General features: G+C 43.9%; 26 protein-coding genes. 12 read left to right on the forward strand and 14 right to left on the reverse strand.

The window, feature by feature from the left end:
* The first annotated feature begins 25 nt into the window (after positions 1-25).
* Positions 26-586, forward strand: a complete 561-nt coding sequence (locus IRJ18_RS01965) for an NUDIX domain-containing protein (protein ID WP_194104520.1) — start codon at positions 26-28, stop codon at positions 584-586.
* A 61-nt stretch (positions 587-647) separates the two neighbouring features.
* Positions 648-1385, forward strand: a complete 738-nt coding sequence (locus IRJ18_RS01970; RefSeq protein WP_194104521.1) for a lysophospholipid acyltransferase family protein — start codon at positions 648-650, stop codon at positions 1383-1385.
* Positions 1386-1569: 184 nt separating this feature from the next.
* Here the strand turns inward: IRJ18_RS01970 and pyrH are convergent, their stop codons facing one another.
* The 6 genes from pyrH to rplM form a co-directional block, all read right to left on the reverse strand.
* Entirely contained in the window at positions 1570-2274 is a 705-nt protein-coding gene (gene pyrH, locus IRJ18_RS01975) for a UMP kinase (RefSeq protein WP_194104522.1), read from the reverse strand.
* A 48-nt stretch (positions 2275-2322) separates the two neighbouring features.
* Complete coding sequence (gene nagA, locus IRJ18_RS01980; protein WP_194104523.1) at positions 2323-3441, reverse strand: N-acetylglucosamine-6-phosphate deacetylase; 1119 nt, start codon at positions 3439-3441, stop codon at positions 2323-2325.
* A 165-nt stretch (positions 3442-3606) separates the two neighbouring features.
* Positions 3607-4446, reverse strand: coding sequence for a translation elongation factor Ts (gene tsf / locus IRJ18_RS01985; RefSeq protein ID WP_194104524.1), 840 nt, complete (start codon positions 4444-4446; stop codon positions 3607-3609).
* Positions 4447-4535: 89 nt separating this feature from the next.
* Entirely contained in the window at positions 4536-5393 is an 858-nt protein-coding gene (rpsB, locus tag IRJ18_RS01990; RefSeq protein ID WP_194104525.1) for a 30S ribosomal protein S2, read from the reverse strand.
* Positions 5394-5414: 21 nt separating this feature from the next.
* On the reverse strand, positions 5415-5801 hold the full coding sequence (gene rpsI, locus IRJ18_RS01995; protein WP_194104526.1) for a 30S ribosomal protein S9: 387 nt from the start codon (positions 5799-5801) through the stop codon (positions 5415-5417).
* 24 nt (positions 5802-5825) lie between these two features.
* The gene (gene rplM / locus IRJ18_RS02000; RefSeq protein WP_194104527.1) at positions 5826-6263 is read right to left on the reverse strand and encodes a 50S ribosomal protein L13; all 438 of its coding nucleotides are present in this window, start codon (positions 6261-6263) and stop codon (positions 5826-5828) included.
* A 372-nt stretch (positions 6264-6635) separates the two neighbouring features.
* Here rplM and IRJ18_RS02005 point away from each other — a divergent pair, with 372 nt between their 5' ends.
* The 3 genes from IRJ18_RS02005 to IRJ18_RS02015 all read left to right on the forward strand — a co-directional run bounded on the left by IRJ18_RS02005 (position 6636) and on the right by IRJ18_RS02015 (position 8967).
* Entirely contained in the window at positions 6636-7097 is a 462-nt protein-coding gene (locus IRJ18_RS02005; RefSeq protein ID WP_194104528.1) for a MaoC family dehydratase, read from the forward strand.
* 87 nt (positions 7098-7184) lie between these two features.
* Entirely contained in the window at positions 7185-8135 is a 951-nt protein-coding gene (locus IRJ18_RS02010; protein WP_194104529.1) for an NAD-dependent epimerase/dehydratase family protein, read from the forward strand.
* Between the two features lie 106 nt (positions 8136-8241).
* Positions 8242-8967, forward strand: coding sequence for a YebC/PmpR family DNA-binding transcriptional regulator (locus IRJ18_RS02015; protein ID WP_194104530.1), 726 nt, complete (start codon positions 8242-8244; stop codon positions 8965-8967).
* A gap of 70 nt (positions 8968-9037) precedes the next feature.
* Here IRJ18_RS02015 and IRJ18_RS02020 read toward each other — a convergent pair whose 3' ends face one another.
* Both IRJ18_RS02020 and ruvX read right to left on the reverse strand, forming a co-directional pair.
* Positions 9038-9769 carry an SIMPL domain-containing protein gene (locus IRJ18_RS02020; protein ID WP_194104531.1) on the reverse strand — a complete coding sequence of 244 codons (732 nt, stop codon included), beginning with the start codon at positions 9767-9769 and terminating at the stop codon, positions 9038-9040.
* A 55-nt stretch (positions 9770-9824) separates the two neighbouring features.
* Positions 9825-10241, reverse strand: coding sequence for a Holliday junction resolvase RuvX (gene ruvX / locus IRJ18_RS02025; RefSeq protein WP_194104532.1), 417 nt, complete (start codon positions 10239-10241; stop codon positions 9825-9827).
* Between the two features lie 148 nt (positions 10242-10389).
* Here ruvX and IRJ18_RS02030 point away from each other — a divergent pair, with 148 nt between their 5' ends.
* Genes IRJ18_RS02030 through IRJ18_RS02040 form a run of 3 tightly spaced genes read left to right on the forward strand, consistent with a single transcriptional unit; the run spans position 10390 to position 13419 of the window.
* Positions 10390-11535, forward strand: coding sequence for a DNA polymerase III subunit (locus IRJ18_RS02030; RefSeq protein ID WP_194104533.1), 1146 nt, complete (start codon positions 10390-10392; stop codon positions 11533-11535).
* Positions 11536-11537: 2 nt separating this feature from the next.
* Positions 11538-12953, forward strand: a complete 1416-nt coding sequence (locus IRJ18_RS02035) for a PSP1 domain-containing protein (protein WP_194104534.1) — start codon at positions 11538-11540, stop codon at positions 12951-12953.
* Positions 12925-13419, forward strand: a complete 495-nt coding sequence (locus tag IRJ18_RS02040) for a gliding motility lipoprotein GldH (protein WP_228072494.1) — start codon at positions 12925-12927, stop codon at positions 13417-13419. The genes IRJ18_RS02035 and IRJ18_RS02040 overlap by 29 nt, the downstream gene beginning before the upstream one ends.
* Before the next feature lie 7 nt (positions 13420-13426).
* On the opposite strand, the gene IRJ18_RS02045 is transcribed toward IRJ18_RS02040, so the two are convergent.
* The 6 genes from IRJ18_RS02045 to porX all read right to left on the reverse strand — a co-directional run bounded on the left by IRJ18_RS02045 (position 13427) and on the right by porX (position 19267).
* Positions 13427-14032, reverse strand: coding sequence for a hypothetical protein (locus IRJ18_RS02045; RefSeq protein ID WP_194104535.1), 606 nt, complete (start codon positions 14030-14032; stop codon positions 13427-13429).
* 95 nt (positions 14033-14127) lie between these two features.
* A complete protein-coding gene (locus IRJ18_RS02050; RefSeq protein ID WP_194104536.1) occupies positions 14128-14970 on the reverse strand; it encodes an isoaspartyl peptidase/L-asparaginase in 843 nt (280 codons plus the stop codon).
* Between the two features lie 199 nt (positions 14971-15169).
* Complete coding sequence (locus IRJ18_RS02055) at positions 15170-15841, reverse strand: M15 family metallopeptidase (protein ID WP_194104537.1); 672 nt, start codon at positions 15839-15841, stop codon at positions 15170-15172.
* A gap of 11 nt (positions 15842-15852) precedes the next feature.
* Positions 15853-17082 carry an alanine dehydrogenase gene (locus IRJ18_RS02060; RefSeq protein WP_194104538.1) on the reverse strand — a complete coding sequence of 410 codons (1230 nt, stop codon included), beginning with the start codon at positions 17080-17082 and terminating at the stop codon, positions 15853-15855.
* Positions 17083-17127: 45 nt separating this feature from the next.
* A complete protein-coding gene (gene tsaE / locus IRJ18_RS02065) occupies positions 17128-17547 on the reverse strand; it encodes a tRNA (adenosine(37)-N6)-threonylcarbamoyltransferase complex ATPase subunit type 1 TsaE (protein ID WP_194104539.1) in 420 nt (139 codons plus the stop codon).
* A gap of 166 nt (positions 17548-17713) precedes the next feature.
* A complete protein-coding gene (gene porX / locus IRJ18_RS02070) occupies positions 17714-19267 on the reverse strand; it encodes a T9SS response regulator signal transducer PorX (protein ID WP_194104540.1) in 1554 nt (517 codons plus the stop codon).
* 144 nt (positions 19268-19411) lie between these two features.
* On the opposite strand from porX, the gene IRJ18_RS02075 reads away from it, so the two are divergent.
* From IRJ18_RS02075 to lpxA, 4 genes are all read left to right on the forward strand, one after another.
* Positions 19412-20638, forward strand: a complete 1227-nt coding sequence (locus tag IRJ18_RS02075) for an HD domain-containing protein (protein ID WP_194104541.1) — start codon at positions 19412-19414, stop codon at positions 20636-20638.
* A 128-nt stretch (positions 20639-20766) separates the two neighbouring features.
* The gene (lpxD, locus tag IRJ18_RS02080; protein ID WP_194104542.1) at positions 20767-21801 is read left to right on the forward strand and encodes a UDP-3-O-(3-hydroxymyristoyl)glucosamine N-acyltransferase; all 1035 of its coding nucleotides are present in this window, start codon (positions 20767-20769) and stop codon (positions 21799-21801) included.
* A 43-nt stretch (positions 21802-21844) separates the two neighbouring features.
* Complete coding sequence (locus IRJ18_RS02085) at positions 21845-23260, forward strand: bifunctional UDP-3-O-[3-hydroxymyristoyl] N-acetylglucosamine deacetylase/3-hydroxyacyl-ACP dehydratase (RefSeq protein WP_194104543.1); 1416 nt, start codon at positions 21845-21847, stop codon at positions 23258-23260.
* The gene (gene lpxA / locus IRJ18_RS02090) at positions 23257-24039 is read left to right on the forward strand and encodes an acyl-ACP--UDP-N-acetylglucosamine O-acyltransferase (protein WP_194104544.1); all 783 of its coding nucleotides are present in this window, start codon (positions 23257-23259) and stop codon (positions 24037-24039) included. Before IRJ18_RS02085 ends, lpxA begins: the two co-directional genes overlap by 4 nt.
* The last annotated feature ends 31 nt before the right edge of the window (positions 24040-24070 follow it).

Raw genomic sequence — 24070 nt, forward strand, 5'->3', positions numbered from 1 at the left:
AGCTTTGATTAGCTATTTTCACACCATGCAACACACGCACGAAAATCCCTGGAAGATCGTATCTGAAAAAGAAGTTTATGATAACCCCTGGATAAACCTGACCGAATATCAGGTAATCAACCCATCGGATAAACCGGGTATCTATGGTAAAGTTCATTTTAAAAACCTGGCCATTGGCATTGTGGTACTGGATGAGGATATGCATACTTATTTAGTAGGCCAATACCGCTTTCCCCTTAACCAATATAGCTGGGAAATACCAGAAGGTGGCGGTATCCTGGGCATTGACCCGCTTGACTCGGCCAAACGGGAGTTATTGGAGGAAACCGGTTTAAAAGCCGAAAACTGGATAGAGATACAACGACTGCATTTATCAAACTCGGTAACCGACGAGTTAAGCATACTATACCTGGCCCGCAACTTGCAACAATTTGAAGCTGAACCTGAAGAAACCGAGCAACTACAGGTGAAGAAAATACCATTTAAGCAGGCTTATGAAATGGTTTGCAATGGACAAATCACTGATGCGATGTCGGTTGCTGCCATTATGAAGGTACAATTAATGATCTTGGAAGGGAAAATATAGCATCCATTCGCTTGAACGCGTTATTTTACTTCAATTCCTAAATCAATATCTTTGCACCTGTATGAGGAAATTTTTAGGTTACATTCTTTCACCACTACATTACATTAGTTTCGGGCTTGCGCTTTTAATATTTCACCCTATACAATGGCTTTGTTTTAACCTGTTTGGTTATAAAGCACATAAAAGATCGGTTGATATACTGAATTGGTTTTTAATGGCCAGCTATTATTGGCTGGGTAATACAGTCACTTTTGTGAACAAGCAAAAGCTGCCTATAGGCCGGTCAATTATATTTATGGCTAACCACCAAAGCACTTATGATATACCACCATTAATATGGTACCTGCGCAAATATCACGCTAAGTTTATCTCAAAAATAGAACTGGCTAAAGGCATTCCATCAGTATCCTATAATTTAAGGCATGGCGGCGGCGCCAATATCGACCGTAAAGATAACCGCCAGTCAATAAGTGAATTAGTTAAGCTGGGTACACGCATGAAAGAGAACAACTGGTCGGCAGTGATATTCCCTGAAGGAACCCGGAGTAAAGATGGACACGTGAAAATGTTTCAGGGGGGCGGGGTTGGCGCATTGTTAAAAAAATGCCCCGATGCGTTAATCGTCCCTGTTGCTATCAGTAACTCGTGGAAGGTGATCAGATATGGGCAATACCCGTTAAATACTTTTATTCCTATGCGTTGGGAAGTATTAGCGCCTATTGAACCCGGCGAAAAATCGGCTAACGAATTAGCTTTGATGGTGGAGAATAGGATAAAGGAGTGTTTGAAACAAGAATAAGCCTATCTTCCGTCATTCTGAGCAACAGCGAAGAATCCCCAATTTGTTAAAGTGGCATGCAAACCTGGGATGTTTCGCTATCGCTCAACATGACGGAGTGGTTATAAACAGAGAAGGAGATGCATTGCATCTCCTTCTCTGTTTATACAGATTAAACTAATCTTTAACCTTCAATATCTAATCTTTATTTCACTAACGTCCCGATTGGTTCGCCGTTGGCAATTTTCATAAAGTTTCCTTCCTTGTTCATATCAAATACAATGATAGGTAGTTTATTTTCCTGACAAAGGGTAATGGCGGTCATGTCCATTACGTTAAGACCTTTGGTAAATACTTCGTGGAAGGTGATCTCGTCATAGCGGGTAGCTGTCGGGTCTTTCTCCGGGTCGGCGGTATAAATACCATCCACACGGGTCCCTTTTAGTACTACATCGGCTTTTATTTCAATAGCACGTAGTGATGCTGCTGTATCGGTAGTAAAGTAAGGGTTACCTGTACCTGCACCGAAGATAACGATCTTACGCATCTCTAAATGGTGCATAGCACGGCGACGGATATAAGGCTCGCAGATCTGCTCCATTTTAATGGCCGACTGTAAACGCGTTTCCACACCGATAGATTCCAGCGCGTTTTGCAGCGCCATGCAGTTAATTACGGTGGCCAGCATGCCCATATAATCAGCCTGCGCACGCTCCATGCCCGATTTTTCGGCGCTCAATCCACGGAAGATATTGCCTCCGCCTACAACAACCGCAATTTCAACCCCTTTTTCGTGAACGCTTTTAATATCGTGTGCGTATTGCAAAACCTGGTTATTATCAATACCATATTGCCTTTCGCCCATTAGCGATTCGCCGCTTAATTTTAGTAGGATCCTTTTGTATTTCATTAGGCCGGAGTTTATCAAAAATATAGAAATATAATTATTGTTAAAATTTTATGTAGACATTGTTAATTCGCCCCCAAGCATTACGCCTTGCAGGTCAAAATCGCTGTTAAATATGGTCAGGTCGGCAACAAAACCGACTTCAATTTTTCCTTTATCAGCTAATTTAGCTAATTGCGCCGGGTACAAGGTTGCCATATTAACAGCTTCGGGCAGGGAAATGTTGGCTTTCTGAATTATATTTTGCACAGCTTTCAGCATGGTAAGGCACGATCCGGATAACGTCCCATCGGGCATTACAAACCTATCGCCGGTGAAATGATGCTGATAAGTGCCTTCACTGGCTTCTGCCACCGCATCGGTAATAAGGAATAGCTTATCACCCAATTCGCGCTTAGCCAGTTTAATCATGGTAAAATTTACGTGGATACCATCGGCAACTACGCTGGTATAAGGCCTGTCCTCGAATATAGCCGGTATAATGCCGGGCTCGCGATGATGCATGGGCGGCATAGCATTATATAAATGCGTGATAGCACTTACCGGTTTATGAATAAAGCTTTTAGCTTCGGTGTAAGTGGCATCACTATGGCCCGAGGATAAAACAATGCCCTGTCCATCCAAATAAGCCAATACTTCAGCATCTTGTAGTTCAGGCGCCAGGGTAATTATTTTTATTTCACCACCGGCCATATCAACCCAATGTTTCACTTCAGATAGGGTAGCTTTCTTTATCAGTTCGGCAGGGTGTGCGCCGCGGCGTTTGGGGTTAAGATAAGGGCCTTCCAAATGCAAACCTAAAAAGTTGCCTTTTGCCTGCGGGCGATATTCCTTTGCAGCCGCGATGCCGGCTTCCACAATATCGTTGGTATTGGTGGCAATGGTTGCCATAAAGCCAGTACAGCCCTGTGCCAGTAAGCCTTCCTCCATCCCTTTAAGGTTTGCAGCTGATGGTTGTCCCCCGAAGAAGTATGCGCCTGTACCGTAAATTTGGAGATCGATGAAACCGGGGGCAAGGTATGCGCTATTCAGGTTAATCTTGTTAGCGTCTGCCGGGATGGCATCTGCATTAGTAACTGCCTTTATTTTACCGTTTTCAACTAAAACAGTTTTACCGGAGAGGATCTCTCCGTTGCTGATAATTTGCGCGTTATATAAGGCTGTTATCATATTATGATTTATCACATCGTCATTGCGAGCGTAGCGTGGCAATCCCCGATAAGCAGAGCGGCATTGCATATTGGGGATTGCCACGTCGCTCCGCTCCTCGCAATGACGCGAGGAAACAAAAGGTCAAAAAAAATCCCTCCCGATACATCGGGAGGGATTTTAATATTAAGCTCCTAAAGCTACTCGCTTAAAGGCGGTAACGGTAAGGCCTTTATCAACAGTGCTTAAAAACTGGGCAACTGTTTTTGAAGAATCTTTCACAAACTCCTGGTTTAACAGGGTCGAATCTTTGTAGAACTTGTTAAGTTTACCTGCGGCAATTTTCTCAACCATTTCTTCTGGTTTGCCTTCAGCGCGAATTTGCTCTTTAGCAATCTCTAACTCGCGGTTAATAGTAGTGGCATCAACACCGTCTTTATCAACAGCAATTGGGTTCATTGCAGCAATTTGCATCGCCACATCTTTACCAGCCTCATCAGCGCCTGCAGGGGCAGCAGTTAAAGCTACTAATACACCTAAACGGTAGTTACCGTGAATATAAGCAACAACTTTTTCACCTTCAATAACTTCGTATTTAGATACGCCAATTTTCTCGCCAATTTTACCGGTTTGCTCAACACATGCTTCAGCAATGGTAACGCCATTAAGCGGCAATTGGTTCAAAGCCTCTAAGTTAGCAGGGTTTGCGTTAACGGCTGCATCAGCAATTGTATTAGCAAATGCAACAAAATCTGCATTTTTAGCTACGAAGTCGGTTTCGCAATTCAATTCAATTACAACACCACGTTTGCCATCGGCACTGGTGCGTGCTATAACAACACCTTCGTTGCTTTCGCGGTCCTGACGGCTCGCAGCAACTTTAGCGCCTTTTTTCCTTAAATAATCAACTGCAGCTTCAAAATCACCATTGGCTTCAGTTAAAGCTTTTTTGCAATCCATCATGCCTGCTCCAGTTTGCTGGCGCAGTTTATTTACATCCGATGCAGAAATTTGTACTGTGGACATTCTTTTATTTTTTTATATTAAGTTAAAAGTCGCAAGTCTAAAGTCCTAAGTCACTTAAGACTTACGACTCAAGACTTGCGACTATAAAATTATTCTTCTGTAGCTTCAGTTGCGTCGGCAGCAGGGGCAGCGGCTTCAGCTTCAGCAGCTACGCGTTTCCTTTTACCACCTTCGGCCGGTGCAGATGCAGCAGCTTCCGGAGCATCAGCTTTAGCTTTAGCAGCTACTGCTTCTTTTTCAGCTTCGTCTTCTTTTTCGCGTTTGCGTTCGTCTAAGCCTTCCTGTATAGCCTGGATAATGATACCGGTAACCAATGAAATTGATTTAGTAGCGTCATCATTTGCAGGGATAGGGAAATCGATGTTTGATGGGTCTGAATTGGTATCCACCATTGCAAAGGTTGGGATATTCAATTTCAAAGCTTCAGATACAGCAATGTGCTCTTTCTTAACGTCGATCAGGAATAATGCAGCAGGTAAACGGTTCAGATCAGAGATACCACCTAACAGGGTTTCTAATTTGATACGCTCACGCTGGATCATCAGTCTTTCTTTTTTAGAAAGGTTGCCATAAGTACCGTCTTTAGTCAGCTTATCAATGTTAGACATCTTTTTGATAGACTTGCGTACGGTTGCAAAGTTAGTTAACATACCACCTAACCAACGTTCGGTTACGAAAGGCATATTTACGGTTTTTGCATAATCGGCAACAATATCCTTAGCTTGTTTTTTGGTAGCTACGAATAATACCTTACGGCCTGATTTTACAATTTGTTTTATAGCTGTAGCAGCTTCTTCAACCTTTACTAAGGTTTTATTTAAATCGATAATGTGGATACCGTTACGCTCCATAAAAATGTACTGAGACATTTTTGGATCCCATTTGCGGGTAAGGTGGCCAAAGTGTACACCTGCATCCAGTAAATCCTGATATGTTGTTCTTGCCATTGTTGTTGTCCTCCTAAAATATTAACGTTTACTGAATTGGAATCTCTTACGTGCTTTCTTGCGTCCTGGTTTTTTACGCTCAACCATACGGTCATCGCGGGTCATGATACCTTTAGCACGCAGCGCTGGTTTCTTTTCAGCATCCAGTTCAACAATAGCTTTAGCAATAGCTAAACGAACGGCTTCTGCCTGTCCCTTTACGCCGCCACCTGCAACATTTGCTTTCACATCAAACTGTCCGGTTGAACCAGAAACCTCGGTTGATTGTGTTACAATGTATTGCAAAGGCAATGTAGGGAAGTAATCTTTGTAATCTTTACCGTTTACGGTAATGGCACCGCTACCTGCAGTAAGGTAAATGCGGGCAACGGCTGTTTTTCTTCTGCCTGAAGTGTTAGTTGTTGGCATTTCTTTCTCTTTTTAAATTAAAAATTAAATGGCTTTTGGGTTTTGTGCTGCATGCGGGTGCTCTGCGCCTGCATAAACATGCAGATTACCATACAATGCACGGCCCAAACGATTTTTAGGTAACATACCACGTACCGCTTTTTCAATTATGCGTGTTGGATGTTTTGCCATTAACTCCTTAGGAGAAATGAAACGCTGACCACCTGGGTAACCAGTGTAAGAAACATACTGCTTTTCGCTGAATTTGTTTCCGGTCAGTTTTACCTTGTCTGCATTGATAACAATAACGTTATCGCCGCAGTCTACGTTCGGGGTGAACTCTGGCTTGTGTTTTCCACGGATCATCATCGCGATCTTAGAAGACAAGCGCCCCAAAATCTCGCCTTGTGCGTCAACAACAACCCATTGTTTGTTAACGGTTTTTTTGTTGGCTGAGACAGTTTTGTAACTTAACGTATTCACTTGCTTTAAATTAAATTAATTGAACTTTAATAATACCCCGCTTTTTCGGGACTGCAAAGATACGCCTATTTGTTTAATTTACAAGTGGGTGAATGGGAAAAAGTTAAAATTGTTGCGGGTGCGGATTGTTGTGTTGTTAAAAGGGGTGAGGAAGTTAAATTAAAGTGTTTTTGATATTCTCACCAACGTCATTGCGAGGAACGAAGCAATCTCTAAGGAGGAGAGTAAACCATCTATTAAATACAAATGCGAGTTATCGGTGAAGTCATCCCCAAATCTGTGAAATCCCCAAAATACTCTCATTTTACAATCCCCAACCAAATCCTTATTTTGCAAAACCAATTGCTAAACTTTTTCTTATATCTATTATATATGATCACCATAAACAACTATGCCGAGTTTGAGGCGCACCTTGGCCAGGTATTGGGCACATCGCCCTGGCATATTATTACCCAGCAGCAGATCAGTCAATTTGCCGAGGCTACTATAGATCACCAGTGGATACACACCGACCCTGAACGCGCCGCTACCGAAAGCCCGTTTAAGGCCACAATTGCCCATGGCTATTTAACCGTCTCGCTGCTCCCTTACTTTTGGAACCAGATAGCTGATGTGCGTAACTTAAAAATGCAGATAAACTATAGTATAGAAAATATCAGGTTTGCACAAGCGGTTGTGGTTAACAGTAAGGTGCGGCTGATAGCCAAGCTTAATGCCATAGTAAACCTTAGGGGTATTACCAAAGCTACCATAGGGGTAATCATGGAAATTGAAGGCGAGAAAAAACCGGCCTACACTGGCGAAGTGGTGTTCCTATATCATTTTAATGACTAACAGATTTCTTCCGGACTTCGGGACTTCCCGCCTTTCCGACTTCCAGACTAATTTTTACCTTTGTCCCATATAACCAGGTAAAACTGCATGAGCGAAAAAATATTGGTAATAGGTGCTAACGGGCAAATTGGTACCGAATTGGTTACCGCCCTCAGGGCTGTTCATGGCGCGGGGCAGGTTATCGCCTCGGACATTAATAACCCGGCTTATGCTATCCGCAACAGCGGGCCTTTTGAATTTGTAAATGTGCTGGATAAAGATAACCTGCACCACATATTCCATAAGCATCAGCCTACACAGGTTTATTTGTTAGCCGCCATATTATCGGCAGTAGGCGAGCAAAAACCGAAGATGGCCTGGGATCTGAACATGACCGGCCTTATACATGTGCTTGATTTAGCTGTAGAGTTTAATGTAGCCAAAGTTTTTTGGCCAAGCAGTATTGCCGTTTTTGGCCCGCATTCGCCACAGTATAACACCCCGCAGTATTGCGTGATGGATCCAAACACGGTTTATGGTTTCAGCAAATTAGCCGGCGAGCGCTGGTGTGAATATTATAATACCAAATATGGGCTTGATGTGCGCAGCTTACGGTATCCCGGCCTGATTGGCTGGCGGGCAAATCCGGGCGGCGGCACTACCGATTACGCGGTACATATTTTTCATGAAGCATTGAAGCATGGCAAGTATGAGAGTTTCCTTTCGGCTGATACCGCCTTACCAATGATGTATATGGATGATGCCATCCGTGCTACATTAACCTTAATGGACGCCCCTGCTGAAAAATTGAGTATTCGCAGTAGCTATAACCTGGCAGGGATTAGCTTTACACCAAAGGAACTGGCAGCCCTGATAAAGGATCGCATACCAAACTTTGAGATAAGCTACGCCGATAGCGACCCGCGCCAGGCTATTGCCGATAGCTGGCCTAAATCGATAGATGACAGCCAGGCCACGATAGATTGGGGCTGGAAAATTGAATATGATCTGCCCAAAATGGTGGATGATATGCTGGCGAACCTGAAGAAAATACTATAAGCTGAAAGCGAAAAGACCAAAGCTTAAAGCCGAATATAAACAATTATTATATTTTTGCGGTTGATGGTGCCATTAACTATGGACCATCAACTATGAACTAAGAAACATGGGAAGAGCATTCGAATTCCGTAAAGAGAGAAAATTTAAGCGCTGGGCCAAAATGGCGGTGCAGTTTACCCGTTTGGGTAAAGAAATTGTAATGGCCGTAAAAGCCGGTGGCGGCGATGTAAATACTAACTCGCGCCTGCGTACTGCGGTGCAGAACGCCAAGGCAGTTAACATGCCTAAAGACCGTGTGGAGGCCGCCATAAAACGCGCCACCAACCGCGATGAGAAAGATTACGAAGAACTGGTATATGAAGGCTATGCGCCGCATGGCGTGGCTGTATTGGTTGAAACCGCTACTGATAACACCAACCGCACTGTAGCCAACGTACGTAGTTACTTTACTAAATATGGCGGTGCGCTGGGTAAAACCGGCTCGCTCGATTTTATTTTTACCCGCAAAGCCGTGTTTACTTTTGACCCTGGTGACCGCGACCTGGAAGAACTGGAGTTTGAATTAATAGACGCTGGTTTAGAAGACCTGTTTGTGGAGGCCGATGAAGCAGGAAACGATATAGCCGTTATCCACACCGCTTTTGAAGATTTTGGTAAAATGCAAAAAGCCTTGGAAGAGATCGGTATCGAAACCAAATCGGCTAAACTTGAACGTGTGCCACAATCATTCCATGAAGTTACGGAAGAGCAGGCAGTTGATATTATGAAGCTAATTGACAGGCTTGAAGAAGACGATGACGTGCAGGCGGTATATCATAATATGGCCGAGTAGCACATATTATTAGGCATCCTAACGGATATCTTGCACAAGATATCCGTTACTAAATCGGCAGATTTATTGCTTAGTTAGCCTCAAATTCCATCTTAATAGTTATAGAACCTGTTTTAAAACGGTTTGATGTATTGAATGCGCCACCATAGCTATAATCCTCATTGCTGTTTTTCCCTGTGATCTGAAAAACGCCCATAGTTGCTTTCTTTAATTTACCTAATGAACTGCCGGCATTTTTAGCAATTGTTTCCGCGCGTGTTTTAGCATCGGCGCTGGCCTGGCCTAACAGTTCCATCTTTACCTGCTTTAGCTTGGTATTGTAAAACAAAGGTGCTGACGAATTGAATTCGATACCGCTTTGAATGAGTTCAGTTGCTTCGCGCGAAATATGGTCCACCTTATCTATATTTGATGATTCTACACTAACGGTTTGCGTTAAGTTGTAACCATCAAACTCTTGTCCAATATTTCTACCATTTCCATCTAACCGGGGAGCAAACGATTTAGTAATTACCACTGCAGAAAAAACCATTTCATTAACAGATACCCCTTTTTTAAGCAGGTAATTCCGAATGGAATTTTCATCGGTTTTTAACTCGGCATAAGCAGTTTTTAAGTCCATGGATTTGCGCGAATATGATCCGTTCCATACAATCAAATCGCTATTGAAATCTTTTTCAGCAAGCCCGGTCACAACAATGGTTTCCATAGTTGTTGAACGATACTTATAGGCATGGGCAATAATAGCGAAAGACACAATTGCGGCAACGCCGATGATAATTGCGGTAATTACAGGTTTCATTTGGGGTGGGGGTTATATTGATTTAAATATAACCTTTTTCAAACAAATAGTATAATCAAAAAGACATTCCCTGCATATAGGATTGCAGCAGTATGGTGGCCGATACGGTATCTACCAAACCTTTATCCTGCCGATCTTTTTTATTGCGTCCGCTGGCCAGGATGGCTGCCGAAGCCATTTTTGATGTGAAACGTTCATCCAGCATGGAGATGTGGATATCCGGGAACTGCTTCTTCAGCAAATTAACAAATCCCTTTACATGCTGTGCCGATTGCGAGGGCGTGTTATCCATTTGTTTTGGTTCGCCCACTATAAAGCGTTCAATCTGCTCGGTTTGCATGTATTTTTTCAAATACGCTATAATATCGTTAGGGTGTATGGTATCCAGTCCGGTGGCAATAATTTGCAGCGGATCTGTTACGGCTATGCCGATGCGTTTGGTGCCGTAATCGAAGGCCATTAACCTTGCCATCAATTGAGAGATATGAAATTTGAGATTTGAGATAGAAGCATCATACAAAGGTAATTATTCTGTCATGGATAGTATCAATGTAAACACACTTGTCTCAAATCTTAAATCTAACAACTCAAATTTCCACACCAATTACTATCTTGCACCAATGCAGTTTAAAGAAATAGTTGGACAGGCAGCGGTAAAGCAAAGGCTCATTGCTTCGGTAACGGAGAACCGGGTAAGTCATGCACAATTATTTTTAGGGCCGGAGGGCTCGGGTAATTTACCGCTGGCAGTGGCCTATGCGCAGTATGTATCGTGCGAAGACCGCCAGCCTGACGATTCCTGCGGGGCATGTGCATCGTGCCGTAAATATCAAAAACTGGCCCACCCCGATCTGCATTTCTCGTACCCGTTCTTTGCTAAGCACAAAGATGATACCGCGCTTACATTTATTGAACAATGGCGTGAAGCGTTGCTGGCCAATCCATATGTAAGCCTTGATACCTGGCGCGGGTACCTGGATGCCGAAAATAAACAAGCTAATATTAATATCGCCGAATGCCATCAGATCATCAAAAAGCTGAGCCTGAAGCCATTCGAATCGATTTATAAAGTACTGATACTTTGGTTACCCGAATACCTGGACAAAGAAGGGAACTCGCTGCTGAAGATCATAGAAGAGCCCCAGCCCAACACCCTGTTTTTATTAGTGGCGCAAAACCAGGACCAAATACTGAATACCATCCTCTCGCGCACGCAACTGATAAAGATCCCGTCGCTGGAATATAACGATATTAAAGACTATTTAACCTACCATCAGGGGCAGACCCAGCATGCAGCCGAAGAGATTGCCTACCTGAGCAATGGCAACATGACGGAAGCGCTAAGCATGATCAACCAGGAAGGCAGCAATTATCATCAACTGTTTGTTAAATGGTTGCGCATGTGCTTTGGTAATAAAGGCAGCGAGGTGGTAAGTTTTACAGACCAACTGGCAAAGCTGGGCCGCGAGAACCAAAAGAATTTTTTAAAGTATGGCATTAGCTTTATCCGGGAATGCTGCCTGCTGCTAGCTGGTGCCGGTAACCTGGTGCACTTGCCTGCCGCAGAACTGGAAACAGCACAAAAAATGATAGGTGTAATGAATATGGCGCAGGCTGAAGCCATTAGTGCCGAGCTTGAAAAAGCGCATTATCATGTAGAGAGAAATGCTAATCCTAAAATATTGTTTTTAGATGTATCTTTACAAATTATTAAGATACTGTTTTTTAAAACGTTCCCGCAAGGGGCTCAATATATACCAAGCTAATTATGGGATGTGGAAGTTGTTCAACAGGTGGTGGATGCGCCCCTGCTGGCTGCAAAAGTAATGGCGCGTGCCTTACCAATGGTTGCAGCAAACTGGATGTTTACGACTGGCTGTCGCATATGGACATGCCGGCAAATTATAAGCCGTTCCAAATCGTTGAAATAAAATTCAAGGGTTCAAGAAAGGATTTTTACGTTAACCAGGATAATATATACCTGGAGGCAGGCGAACTGGTAGCAGTGGAAACTACTACCGGGGGGTATGATATAGGCCACGTATCGCTAACCGGCGAACTGGTGCGCATGCAAATGACCAAGCGCCATGTTAAAGAAGCCGATGTTGCTAAAAAAATATATCGCAAAGCTACCGAAGCTGATGTGAACAAGTGGAAAATGGCGAAGGATTTGGAATGGGAAACTATGCACAAGGCCCGTACCCTGGCGCTGGAACTTAACCTGAGCATGAAGCTGAGCGATGTAGATTACCAGGGTGATAAAACCAAAGCTACCTTTTATTATACTGCTGAAGGCCGGGTTGATTTTCGCGAGCTGATCAAAAAAATGGCCGAGCAGTTCCGTATCCGTATCGAGATGCGACAGATAGGCATGCGCCAGGAAGCCAGTCGTTTAGGTGGTATCGGTTCATGCGGCCGCGAATTATGCTGCAGTACCTGGTTAACCGACTTTAAAACGGTATCTACTTCGGCAGCGCGCTATCAAAACTTATCATTAAACACACTAAAATTAGCGGGGCAATGCGGCAAATTGAAATGCTGCCTTAACTACGAACTGGACACCTATATGGATGCCCTGAAAACCATCCCCGATAATGTAAACATCCTACGTACGGAACGTGGTGATGCCCGTTTGCAAAAAACCGACATTTTTAAACAATTAATGTGGTTTAGCTTACCCGGCGAGGAAACCTGGATGCCAATTAAAGCGAGCCGTGCAAAGGAAATTCAAAGATTGAACAGAGAGGGGATTACCCCGCCGGATTTGGGTGAACCAGTGGAAATAACCGCACCTGTTGCCAAAGCATTCGACTACGAAAACGTGGTTGGGCAGGATAGCCTTACCCGGTTAGATGAACGTAACCGCAATCGTAACAATCGCAATAAAAAGCCAAATCGCGGACAGGGTGGTCAGCAAGGCCAGCAACCGCGTCAGCAGGAGCGGGGTGGACAGCGCCCGCAACAGCAGCCAAATCAGCCCCGGCCACAGGGACAAGGAGGACAGCCAGGCGGTCAGCCAAGGCCGGCAAACCCGCAACAGGCACGAGGCGAAGGGGGCCAGACAAACCAACCGCGCGACCCGAATGCACCGGAAAGGACAGGCCAGAATAAACGCAGGCACCGCCCCAACCGTAATAAAAACCGTAACAACCCAAATGGCGGTAGCAATGAAACAGGCGCATAAAATATTGTTAGGACTGGTTGCTTTAGTGGGGATAACGGCAGTAACCAGCTGTAGTGACCCTAATGGGATTTTTGATCAGAATACGCCAATTGTTAACCATAACTGGGCATACGTAAATAATATTACTTACAATGTTAAAATTGATGATCCATCAATAGCCTATAATCTGTATTTCAATCTGCGTGTAACCGGCGATTATAAATATTCCAACCTGTTTGTGCTTCTACACACCACTGGCCCAAATCAAAAACCGGCGGTGGTGCGTTACGAACTTAAGCTGGCCAATTTGCAGGGCGAATGGTTAGGCAGCGGATCAGGAAACCTGTATAGCTATCAAATCCCATTTGAAGGCAAATATCACTTTCCAGCTAAAGGGGTATACCGTTTTGAGATAGAACAAAACATGCGCGATAACCCCTTACACGAGGTTAGCGATGTAGGGCTGCGGGTAGAGAAAGCACAATAAAATTCAATTAGTTTTCAGCAGCCAGTTCGGCGTAACGCATATCGCTGCGCAGCGATGCAAAGCGGTTACGTTGTATTTGGGTAAGTTTCTTTTCTACTTCGATAATTTCTATCAGCCAGCCATGCGAGGCGGCAATTTCACGCGCTTCCAGCAAATCCTGTTGGGCCAGTATAAAATCACCAATCTCACATTTTACCATAGCCAGTTTGCTTAAGTTTGATATGGTAAGTTTATTGTTGTTTTGTTGCCTGGCTAAAAATGTGCTTTGCAGAAAATACCATTTAGCTTCCGAAAAACGGTTTTGTTGGACATATAGCTGGGCCAGATCGCGGAAATTATAGCTGGCTACATCATATATTCTGAAACGCATATTATGCTGGGCGGTTTTCATAGCCGCCTGTTCGGCCAGTTCTAAACTATAATCGCCTGGCAATAAAGTATGGGTATGAATGCGCGGATGCGGGGTAACAGTAACCGGCAGGAAATTTTTTTGTAGCTGCAACTGTGCATTTTCCAATTCGGCAGGGCGCGGTTCAACTTTCTTCAGCTTCCACCATTGCGCCGATGCACTGATACTTATGCTACAGAAAAGAATAAGTAGGGCTATCCTCATTTAACAGTATTGGGTTTAATTAATTTAACCAGGACGCAAAGATAAAATGAAATAGTGATGATTTACAATACTTTGTGTAATTGGCAGGTAAATAGTTATTCAAACACATCCACATCGCCATCATGGCAGGCCCATACCATATAAGGATGGGTATCGGTATGATATACTTCACCCTTCTCGCTAATGGCTATCAATCCGGCAAAGCCATCATGGGCTTTTATCTCGTTAATGGTTTTTTGACAGGCAATAGCTAAAGGCATACCATCGGTAACACGGGTAGCTATGGTTGAAGCCATTGCCCCGCTTACAATATCCTCGCCAATGCCTGTGCATGATATACCGGCACAGGTATTGGCAAAGTTACCTGCCGTGGTGGCCGAATCGCTTACCCGGCCGGGTATTTCAAAGCCTTTTCCCCCTGTAGAAGTAGCTGCGGCTAAATCGCCATAAATATCCAGCGCTACACAGCCTACTGTTCCTAAGCGGATAGAGTCGCTCAATTTTTTCTCGTACTCATGCCTGCGCTGTGGGGTTTCAGGATTATAATATTCAAATCCATAGTTACGGGCAAAGGCTTCGGCGCAATCGCCTCCCAAAACCCTATCGTCAAAATGGATCAATTTTTCGGCAATCAGTATAGGATTTTTAACATTTTCTATATTGATAACACCTGCAAAGCGATGCGTTTTCCCATCCATTAATCCGGCGCTCATCCGTATACGCCCATCACTTTGAATTTGCGAGCCTGTACCGGCATTAAACAGATCGCAATCTTCCAGTAAACTAACTGTATACACTACTGTTTGTGCAGCCGTATGCTTTTGCAGGTATTTATAACCCATGGTTACAATTTCCTTTAACACTTCCTGTTTAGCTTGCTTAATTTCCTGGTTGGTCAGCGATTCGCTGAAGAAACCACCATGAATGATCAGTTTCATATCTGCACGTTTAGCTGTAATTCCCGGCGGGCTATCTATTTTAACGTTTAATTAAACGTTGGGGTATACAAGTTAGGAAATTTAATTGTTAAATCCAGCTATCGTAAGATAAATAGAAAGCTTTAGCGCCATAGTTATACACTGAAATTTCAACAGCTAAGAAATAGCTTCCTTTTTGGCCAAACAGGTAAAGTCGAGATTACAAGCTTTCAAACGGTACGTCCAGCAATTCATATTGCTGCCAGCCGTTAAAATCAAAATGCCACCATTCTGTTTTTAGGGCAGTAAAGCCATGCAATTGCATAATTGACTTTAATAATTCGCGGTTTTGTATTTGATTGGCAGGCAGATCGGCATAAGCCGACGCGGCTTTACGGCTAAAGCTATCGAATGGAGTAGGCATGGCCAATTCCTTCCCGGTTTTCAGGTTAATAACGCTGAGGTCGATAGCGCAACCACGATTATGTTTTGATCCTAACTTGGGGTTAGCTACAAAATTGGTATCAGGTGTCATTTTAAAAAAAGCTACAGTTACCGCATAAGGACGATAGGCATCGTATATTTTTAGTCCCAAACCCTGTTGTTTCAATTGGGCTTGCACTTGTTTTAAGCCCTCAACTACGGGTGCGCGCGCAAAAGCCCTGGCCTGTTTGTACATAGCCCGGTGCATAAAGTTATCCTTGGTAGCATACTTAATATCCAGCTTAATACCAGGAATGGCTTTGCTGATCTCTACCAACCGTTTATCGGGCGATGTTTTAATTTGGGTGATATATTGCCGCTCACTTAGTACATGGGGTTGCTGTTGCGCATTGGCCGCAAAGTGTGTGCACAGCAAGAAAAAACAAAACGCTAAGGCGATACGCTGCATAAATAATTACGTTAATGGTGCGATACCACCAGTAGGTCTAAATCCTTGCATGGGATATTGAAACGTTCGCCAATGTGCTTGTTGGTGAGTTGGCCCTGGTAAATGTATACCGCGTTACGAACGCCTGCAGTGCGCCATATTACATTTTTAATGCCGCCCTGTTCGCCAATATCTAATAGTATCGGGGTGAAAATGTTGGTAAGCGCATAGGTTGCTGTCCGCGCCACACGCGATGCAATATTAGGTACGCAATAATGGATCACATCGTATTTACGAAATACAGGATGGGTATGGTTAGTTACCTCTGATGTTTCAAAGCAACCGCCCTGGTCGATACTTACATCAATGATCACCGAATTTGGCTTCATCCGGCTAACGGTTTCCTCAGTAACGATACATGGACTGCGCCCATCCTCGGCCCGCATAGCCCCAATGGCCACATCGCAGGTAGTAATGGCTTTCTCCAGTACAATTGGTTGTACTACAGATGTGAATACCCGGGTGCCAATGTTGTTTTGCAAGCGGCGAAGCTTGTATATGGATGGATCGAAAACTTTTACCTGGGCACCCAAGGATATAGCTGTACGCGCGGCATATTCGCCAACGGTACCTGCGCCTAATATTACAATTTCGGTAGGTGGTACGCCGGTAATACCGCCCAGCATCAAGCCTTTTCCTTCAAACACATTACTTAGGTATTCAGCAGCTATCAGGACGGACGTTGCACCGACGATCTCGCTCATCGCTCTTATTACCGTAAGCGATCCGCCTTCATCCTGCAAATGCTCGTAACTTAAAGCCGTGATCTTTTTGTTCAGCATTGCCTGCAGGCAGTCGGCATTTAAAGTAGAAATTTGAAGGGTAGATATTAATATCTGGTTCATCTTCATCAGTTGAATCTCAGACATGGTGGGCGGGGCCACCTTCATGATCAGATCTGACGCTTCATACACCGATTTATGGTCGTATACAATGCGGGCGCCCTGTTCGCTATAGTCTTTATCGGTGAAGTTGGCGGCTTTGCCGGCATTGCTTTCCAGTATTACCTCGTGCCCGTTATTGACAAGCAAGGCTACCGACAACGGGGTTAAAGGTATCCTGTTCTCCTGGAACGATACCTCTTTAGGTATGCCGATATATAGCTTGTTTTTTTTGTTCTTCACCTCCAGCATTGATTCCTGGGGCTGCATCATTGCCTGTTTGGCAACGTCAGAAAATCCGCTATATTTCCCTGAGCTCATTCTTATATCTTTATGTTGACAGATGTAAAAATAGCTATTATTACGTTAAATATTATTTAAAGTTATCTCTCGTTCACCATCTGCTTTTGCAACTATGTGGACTTCGGTATAATGTGCCGGGCGCAGATCGGGTATTTTTTCGGGCCACTCGATAAAACAGTAATCGCCCGAATAGAAATACTCTTCATATCCCATATCCAACGCTTCGGTTTGATTTTTTAAGCGATAAAAGTCGAAATGAAAGATCCGGCCTTTCGTGCCTGCATACTCATTCACAATAGAAAAAGTAGGACTGCTGGTTTGGCCCGTTACGCCCAATTCCTGGCACAAGGCTTTTATAAGCGTGGTTTTGCCGGCACCCATCTCGCCGTAAAAAAGGAAGATTTTTTGGGTTGATGCCGCTAAAACTTTGGCAGCGATGTCGTTTATTTGGTCAAGCGTAAACGTAAAAGATGTAGTGCTCATATCAGGCGCAAACGTATTTGAGTCAAAAATACGAATAAATGTTGTACACGTTTTTATCGTTGCCGTGCTTTATGGGGATTCTTCGCTATCGCTCAGAATGAGGAAGCCCTACGAAGTTTTAAGCTTCGTAGGGCTATAAAATCATGTTAATCCTAAAATCACGGTCTTATTTAGGCCCGTAAGTAATTACCGGGATGATCATCTCTTCTAACGATATGCCGCCGTGTTGAAAAGTCTCGTTATAAAAATTAACAAACTGGTTATAGTTGTTGGGATAAACAAAATAATTATCAACCTTGGCAAATACAAAACTGCTGCTTACATGTAGTTTTGGCAACATCGCATCGTGCGGATTTTTAATGTGGAACACATCTTTCGCATTAAAATTAAGGTTTTTGCCCTGTTTATAGCGCAGATTCGTATTGGTATTTCGGTCGCCGATAATTTTGCTTGGGTTTTTTACCTTAATGGTACCATGGTCGGTACTTATTACCACGCGCACTTGTTTAGAAGCCAGGAATTTCAACAGATCAAACAAAGGCGAATGCTCGAACCACGATAATGTTAACGACCGGTAAGCCGCATCGTCGCTGGCCAGTTCACGTATCATTTGCATATCTGTGCGGGCATGGCTCAGCATATCCACAAAGTTATATACCACTACGTTCAGCTCGTTGGTCATCAGGTTGCTTACCGATTCATTTAACGAGCGACCCTCGTCTATATTTAGAATTTTATGGTACGAGAATTTGCAATCCTTACGCACCACACGTTTAATATGGTCGGCAAGGAAATCTTTTTCGAACAGGTTTTTACCCCCTTCATCCTCATCATTCTGCCACATACCCGGAAACCGTTTTTCCATATCAAGCGGCATTAAACCGGCAAAAATAGAATTACGGGCATATTGTGTTGCTGTAGGTAAAATACTGTAATAGGTATCCTCTTCTTCTAAGCGGAAGTATTCGGATATAATAGGGTGGATGATCTTAAACTGATCGTACCGAAGGTTATCTATCAAAATAAAGAACAGCGGCCCGTTGCCATCAAGTTTTGGGAATACTTTCTTTTTAAACAGTTCATGCGATAATGTGGGGCCAGTACTATTGTCTTTTACCCAACCCAAATAATTACGCTCAATAAACTTACAAAACTGCACGTTGGCTTCGGCTTTTTGCAGAGTCAGTATTTCGTGCATGCCCGCATCTTCCAGGCTTTCCAGTTCCAATTCCCAATAGATAAGTTTTTTATAAACATCTACCCATTCCTGATAGCTCAGGTTATCGTTCAGGGTCATCCCCAGCGTACGGAAATCCTGCTGGTAGGCCATGGTAGTTTTTTGGGTTACAAGGTTCTTTTTATCGGTCAGTTTTTTTACCGTCAGCAATACCTGTTTCGGATTTACGGGTTTGATCAGGTAATCATCTATTTTAGAGCCGATGGCATCTTCCATCAGGTATTCTTCCTCGTTCTTGGTGATCAGCACCACCGGCACATCGGCATTTATGTTTTTTATCTCGGCCAAAGTTTCCAGTCCGGTTAATCCGGGCATATTCTCATCCAGGAAAACCAGGTCGAAGTAGCCGGCCTTAAAGGCATCAAGCGCGTCGCGACCATTGTTGGCCGTAGTGACCTTGTAGCCCTTCTCATTCAAAAAAAGTATGTGGGGTTTCAAAAGATCAATCTCGTCGTCGGCCCATAAAATTGTAGTTTCCTGCATATATATAAATCAAAAAATTGCGGTTCAGGTATAACCCCAAAGCACGGCTTTTGTTAGCTGCTTTTAAAGTGAATTAACAAAAATTAACAATTAAACATACACTGTTTACCATAATTTGACACATTTGCAGTCTATATTGCACCGTTGAATAAAAAGAAGATCATAAACGACCCGGTTTACGGGTTTATCAGCATTCCCTCGGAGTTGGTGTTCGACCTGATCGAGCATCCCTATTTCCAGCGTTTGCGTTATATTAAACAACTGGGCATGACGCACCTGGTATATCCCGGCGCGCTGCATACCCGTTTCCACCATGCCTTAGGCGCCATGCACCTGATGAGCACTGCCATTGAAACGCTTTGCAATAAGGGGCAGGATATGACCGACGAAGAACAGGAAGCTGTGACCATAGCCATTTTACTGCATGATATTGGTCATGGCCCCTTCTCGCACGCGCTGGAGCAAAGCATTGTACAGGGTATCTCGCACGAGGATATTTCCACTGCTATGATGGACCGTATTAACCGCGACCTTGGCGGGAAACTGCAAATGGCTATCGATATTTTCAACGATACCTATCATAAAAAATTCCTGCATCAATTGGTATCCAGTCAGTTGGATATGGACCGGATGGACTACCTGAACCGGGATAGCTTTTTCACCGGGGTTTCCGAAGGGGTGATTAGTTCGGAACGTATTATTAAAATGCTGAACGTGGTTGATGATCATATTGTGGTTGAAGAAAAAGGCATTTATTCTATCGAGAATTTCCTTATCTCGCGCCGGCTGATGTACTGGCAGGTTTATTTGCATAAAACAGTAATCGCCGCCGAGCAATTGCTGGGCAAAATATTAAAACGTGCACGGGAGCTGGCGTTAAAAGGCATACCATTATTTGCTACACCTGCGCTTAGCCATTTTTTAGTAAATACCATTAACAAAGAGGCTTTTAAAAAAGAAGAAGAACATTTAGATATCTTCTCCACGCTTGACGATTCAGATATCATGTCGGCTATTAAGGTTTGGGCCGGGTGCGATGATTTTGTATTGGCTACCCTGTGTCATAACCTTATTAACCGCAAACTTTACCATGTGGATATCAGCACGCGGGTATCGTCACAGCATCATTTAGATGATCTGCTAAAAGCCGCGGTCAACAAATATCATATCACTGCAGATGAAGCGCATTACTTTGTTTTTACAGATACGATACGAAACAATGCCTATAAGGTGGGCGACGGCAATATCCGTATACTAATGAAAGACGGAACTATAAAAGATATTACCGAAGCCAGCGATTATAGCAGCCTTGGCGCATTAACCCGCACGGTGAAAAAACATATTACGTGTTATGCAAAGGACCTTGTGTAACAGCCTCACCTAACCCTCGCCAAGGGAGAGTGCTAAAAAAGCCTCCGTTTTTGACAGGAGATTTACAGGTGGCTTTTGGATATTATTTGTAATTTGCCCCTTTATCAATTAACCACTAAATTTGCCGGATGCAATTTACTGCCCGCGATATAAGCTTTCTGCTGAACGGAACTATTGAAGGTGATGCTTCGGCAACGGTTAACCGGCTGGCAAAAATTGAAGAAGCTACAGAAGGTGCGCTTTCATTTTTGGCTAACCCCAAGTACGAGAGTTTTTTGTACACTACCCAGGCATCCGTAGTAATAGTAAATAAAGACCAGGTTTTAACCGAGCCTGTTACCGCCACGCTGGTACGGGTGGATAATGCCTACAGTTCATTCGCGGTATTGCTGGAGAAATACAATTCTATTAAACTGAACAAAAGCGGGATAGAGCAGCCTTCGTTCATTCATCCGTCGGCTAAAATAGGCGAGGATGTTTATGTAGGCGCTTTTGCCTACATAGGCCCAAATGTTACCATGGGGGATAATTGCAAAATATACCCTAATTGTTTTATTGCCGATAATGTAACCCTGGGAAATAATGTAACCTTATTCCCGGGTGTAACGATTTATTTTGATTGTGTATTGGGCAATAACGTTACCATCCACTCGGGGGCAATTATTGGTGCCGATGGTTTTGGTTTTGCCCCGCAGCCTGATGGCAGCTACCAAAAGGTGAGCCAGATAGGCAATGTGGTGATTGAAGATGATGTGGAAATAGGCTCGAACACTACGGTCGACAGGGCTACCATGGGCTCTACCATCATTCGCAAAGGTGTTAAACTGGACAATTTGATACAGATTGCCCATAATGTAGAGATTGGTGCTAATACCGTAGTGGCCGCGCAAACAGGCATATCAGGCAGTACCAAAATTGGCGAACGGGTGATATTGGGGGGACAGGTTGGTGTGGTTGGGCATATTAATGTTGCTAACGGATCGCAGGTGCAGGCACAATCGGGCATTAGCCGTAATATTATCGATGAAGGCAAAAAATGGATGGGGTCGCCGGCTACCGGTTACAGCGACCATATGCGTTCGCAAGTGGTGATCAACCGCCTGCCCGAATTGGAAAAAAGAATACAGGAATTAGAAAAAATAATTAAGGAATTTAAGAAGTAGTCAAATTCCCATGCTTAGGGATAATAACTTCTGTGTTAATATCATGAACGTAAAACAAAGAACTATTAAAGGCCCGGTATCGGTATCGGGTACCGGCTTGCATACCGGCGAAAAGGTAACTATGACTTTTAATCCGGCGCCGGAAAATCACGGTTATAAATTTAGAAGGATTGACGTTGAGGGATCACCCATAATAGATGCCGATGTAGATAATGTGACCGATACTTCACGCGGAACAACCATATCGCAAAATGGCGCCAGCGTTAGCACGATTGAGCATGTATTGGCCGCACTGGTAGGTTTGGAGGTTGATAACGTACTGATAGATATTGACGGGCCTGAAATACCGATAATGGATGGTAGTTCTATTATGTTTGTTGACGCCCTGGCTGAATTGGGTTTTACCGATCAGGAGGCGGATCGCGAGTATTACCATATCCCTTATAATATTCATTATTCGGAAGAAGATCGCAAGGTAGAGATGGTGGCCATGCCGCTGGATGATTACCGCTTTACTTGTATGGTTGATTATAACTCGGCTGTATTGGGCAGCCAGCACGCCAGTATATCAACCATAAGCGAGTTTAAAAAAGAGATCGCATCGTGCCGCACTTTTTGCTTTTTGCATGAATTGGAAATGCTTTTAAAGCACGACCTGATAAAAGGTGGTGACTTGAACAATGCTATTGTAGTGGTTGATAAAGATGTGGACGAGGAAGAGTTGAACCACCTGGCCAAACTATTTAACCGTAAGGATATCAGCGTTGCCCCGCAAGGTATTTTAAACAATATTGAGCTGCGCCACCAAAATGAACCGGCCCGGCACAAGCTGCTGGACATGATTGGCGACCTGGCGCTGGTGGGCGTACCGCTGCGCGGCCATATTATGGCAGCAAGACCGGGCCATGCCGCTAACGTGGCTTTCGCTAAAAAAATTAAAGCGCTGATTAAAAAAGAACGCAGCCGCAAACATGTAAAGGTTTACGACCCTAACATGACCCCGGTTTATGATACCGTACAGATCATGAACATTTTGCCGCACAGGCAGCCGTTTTTGATGATAGATAAGATACTGGAGCTATCAAAAAGCCACGTGGTGGGGTTGAAAAATGTAACCATGAACGAAGATCTGTTTATGGGTCACTTTCCGGGTTCACCATTGTTCCCCGGTGTTTTGCAGATAGAAGCTATGGCGCAAACAGGTGGTATTTTGGTATTAAATACCGTACCCGACCCTGAAAATTATATCACATTATTCTTAAAAATAGAAAATGCGCGGTTTAAAGATAAGGTTCAGCCGGGTGATACCGTTATATTCCATTGTAACCTGATCGCGCCTATCAGAAGAGGCATTGCTCAAATGAAGGGTATTGGCATGGTTGGGGCGCGCATTGTTGTTGAGGCCGAATTAATGGCACAAATTGTGAAAAAAACAAATACTAAAACCACCGAAGAATGATCCAACCCCTGGCTTATATACACCCGCAGGCCCGCATAGCCGAAAACGTAGTGATAGACCCTTTTGTAACTATACATAAGGACGTTGAAATTGGCGAAGGCACCTGGATCGGTTCAAACGTTACCATTATGGATGGCGCGCGCATTGGTAAAAACTGCCGTATATTTCCCGGTGCAGTAATATCAGCTATCCCGCAGGACCTGAAATATAAAGGGGAAAATACCCATGTGGTAATTGGCGATAACACTACCATTCGCGAATGCGTAACCATTAACCGTGGAACTAACGACAGGTTTAAAACCGAAATTGGCAGCAACTGCCTTATTATGGCCTACTGCCACGTTGCGCACGATTGTTTGGTTGGCAATAACTGTATCTTTAGTAACAATACCACGCTTGCGGGGCATATTACCGTGGGCGATAATGTTGTTTTAGCGGGGATGGTAGCTATACATCAGTTTGTAAAAGTGGGGTCGCACGCGTTTGTAACGGGTGGTTCGCTGGTACGTAAAGATGTGCCGCCATATGTAAAAGCCGCCCGCGAGCCGCTATCGTACGCTGGGATCAACTCGGTTGGTTTACGCCGCCGCGGTTTTAGCGAAGAAAAGATAAATGAGATACAGGATATTTACCGTACCCTGTTTGTACGTAATTATAACGTAACCAAAGCCCTGGATATCATTGAAGCCGATTTCCGCCCTACCCAGGAACGCGACGAAATACTGAACTTTATACAGGGTTCGCAACGCGGTATCATGAAAGGGTTTGGAAACAGCTAAAAAGTCGATAGTCCATAGACCATAGTCCATA

Origin of the sequence: Mucilaginibacter boryungensis (genome assembly GCF_015221995.1) — a bacterium.
GTDB lineage: Bacteria > Bacteroidota > Bacteroidia > Sphingobacteriales > Sphingobacteriaceae > Mucilaginibacter > Mucilaginibacter boryungensis.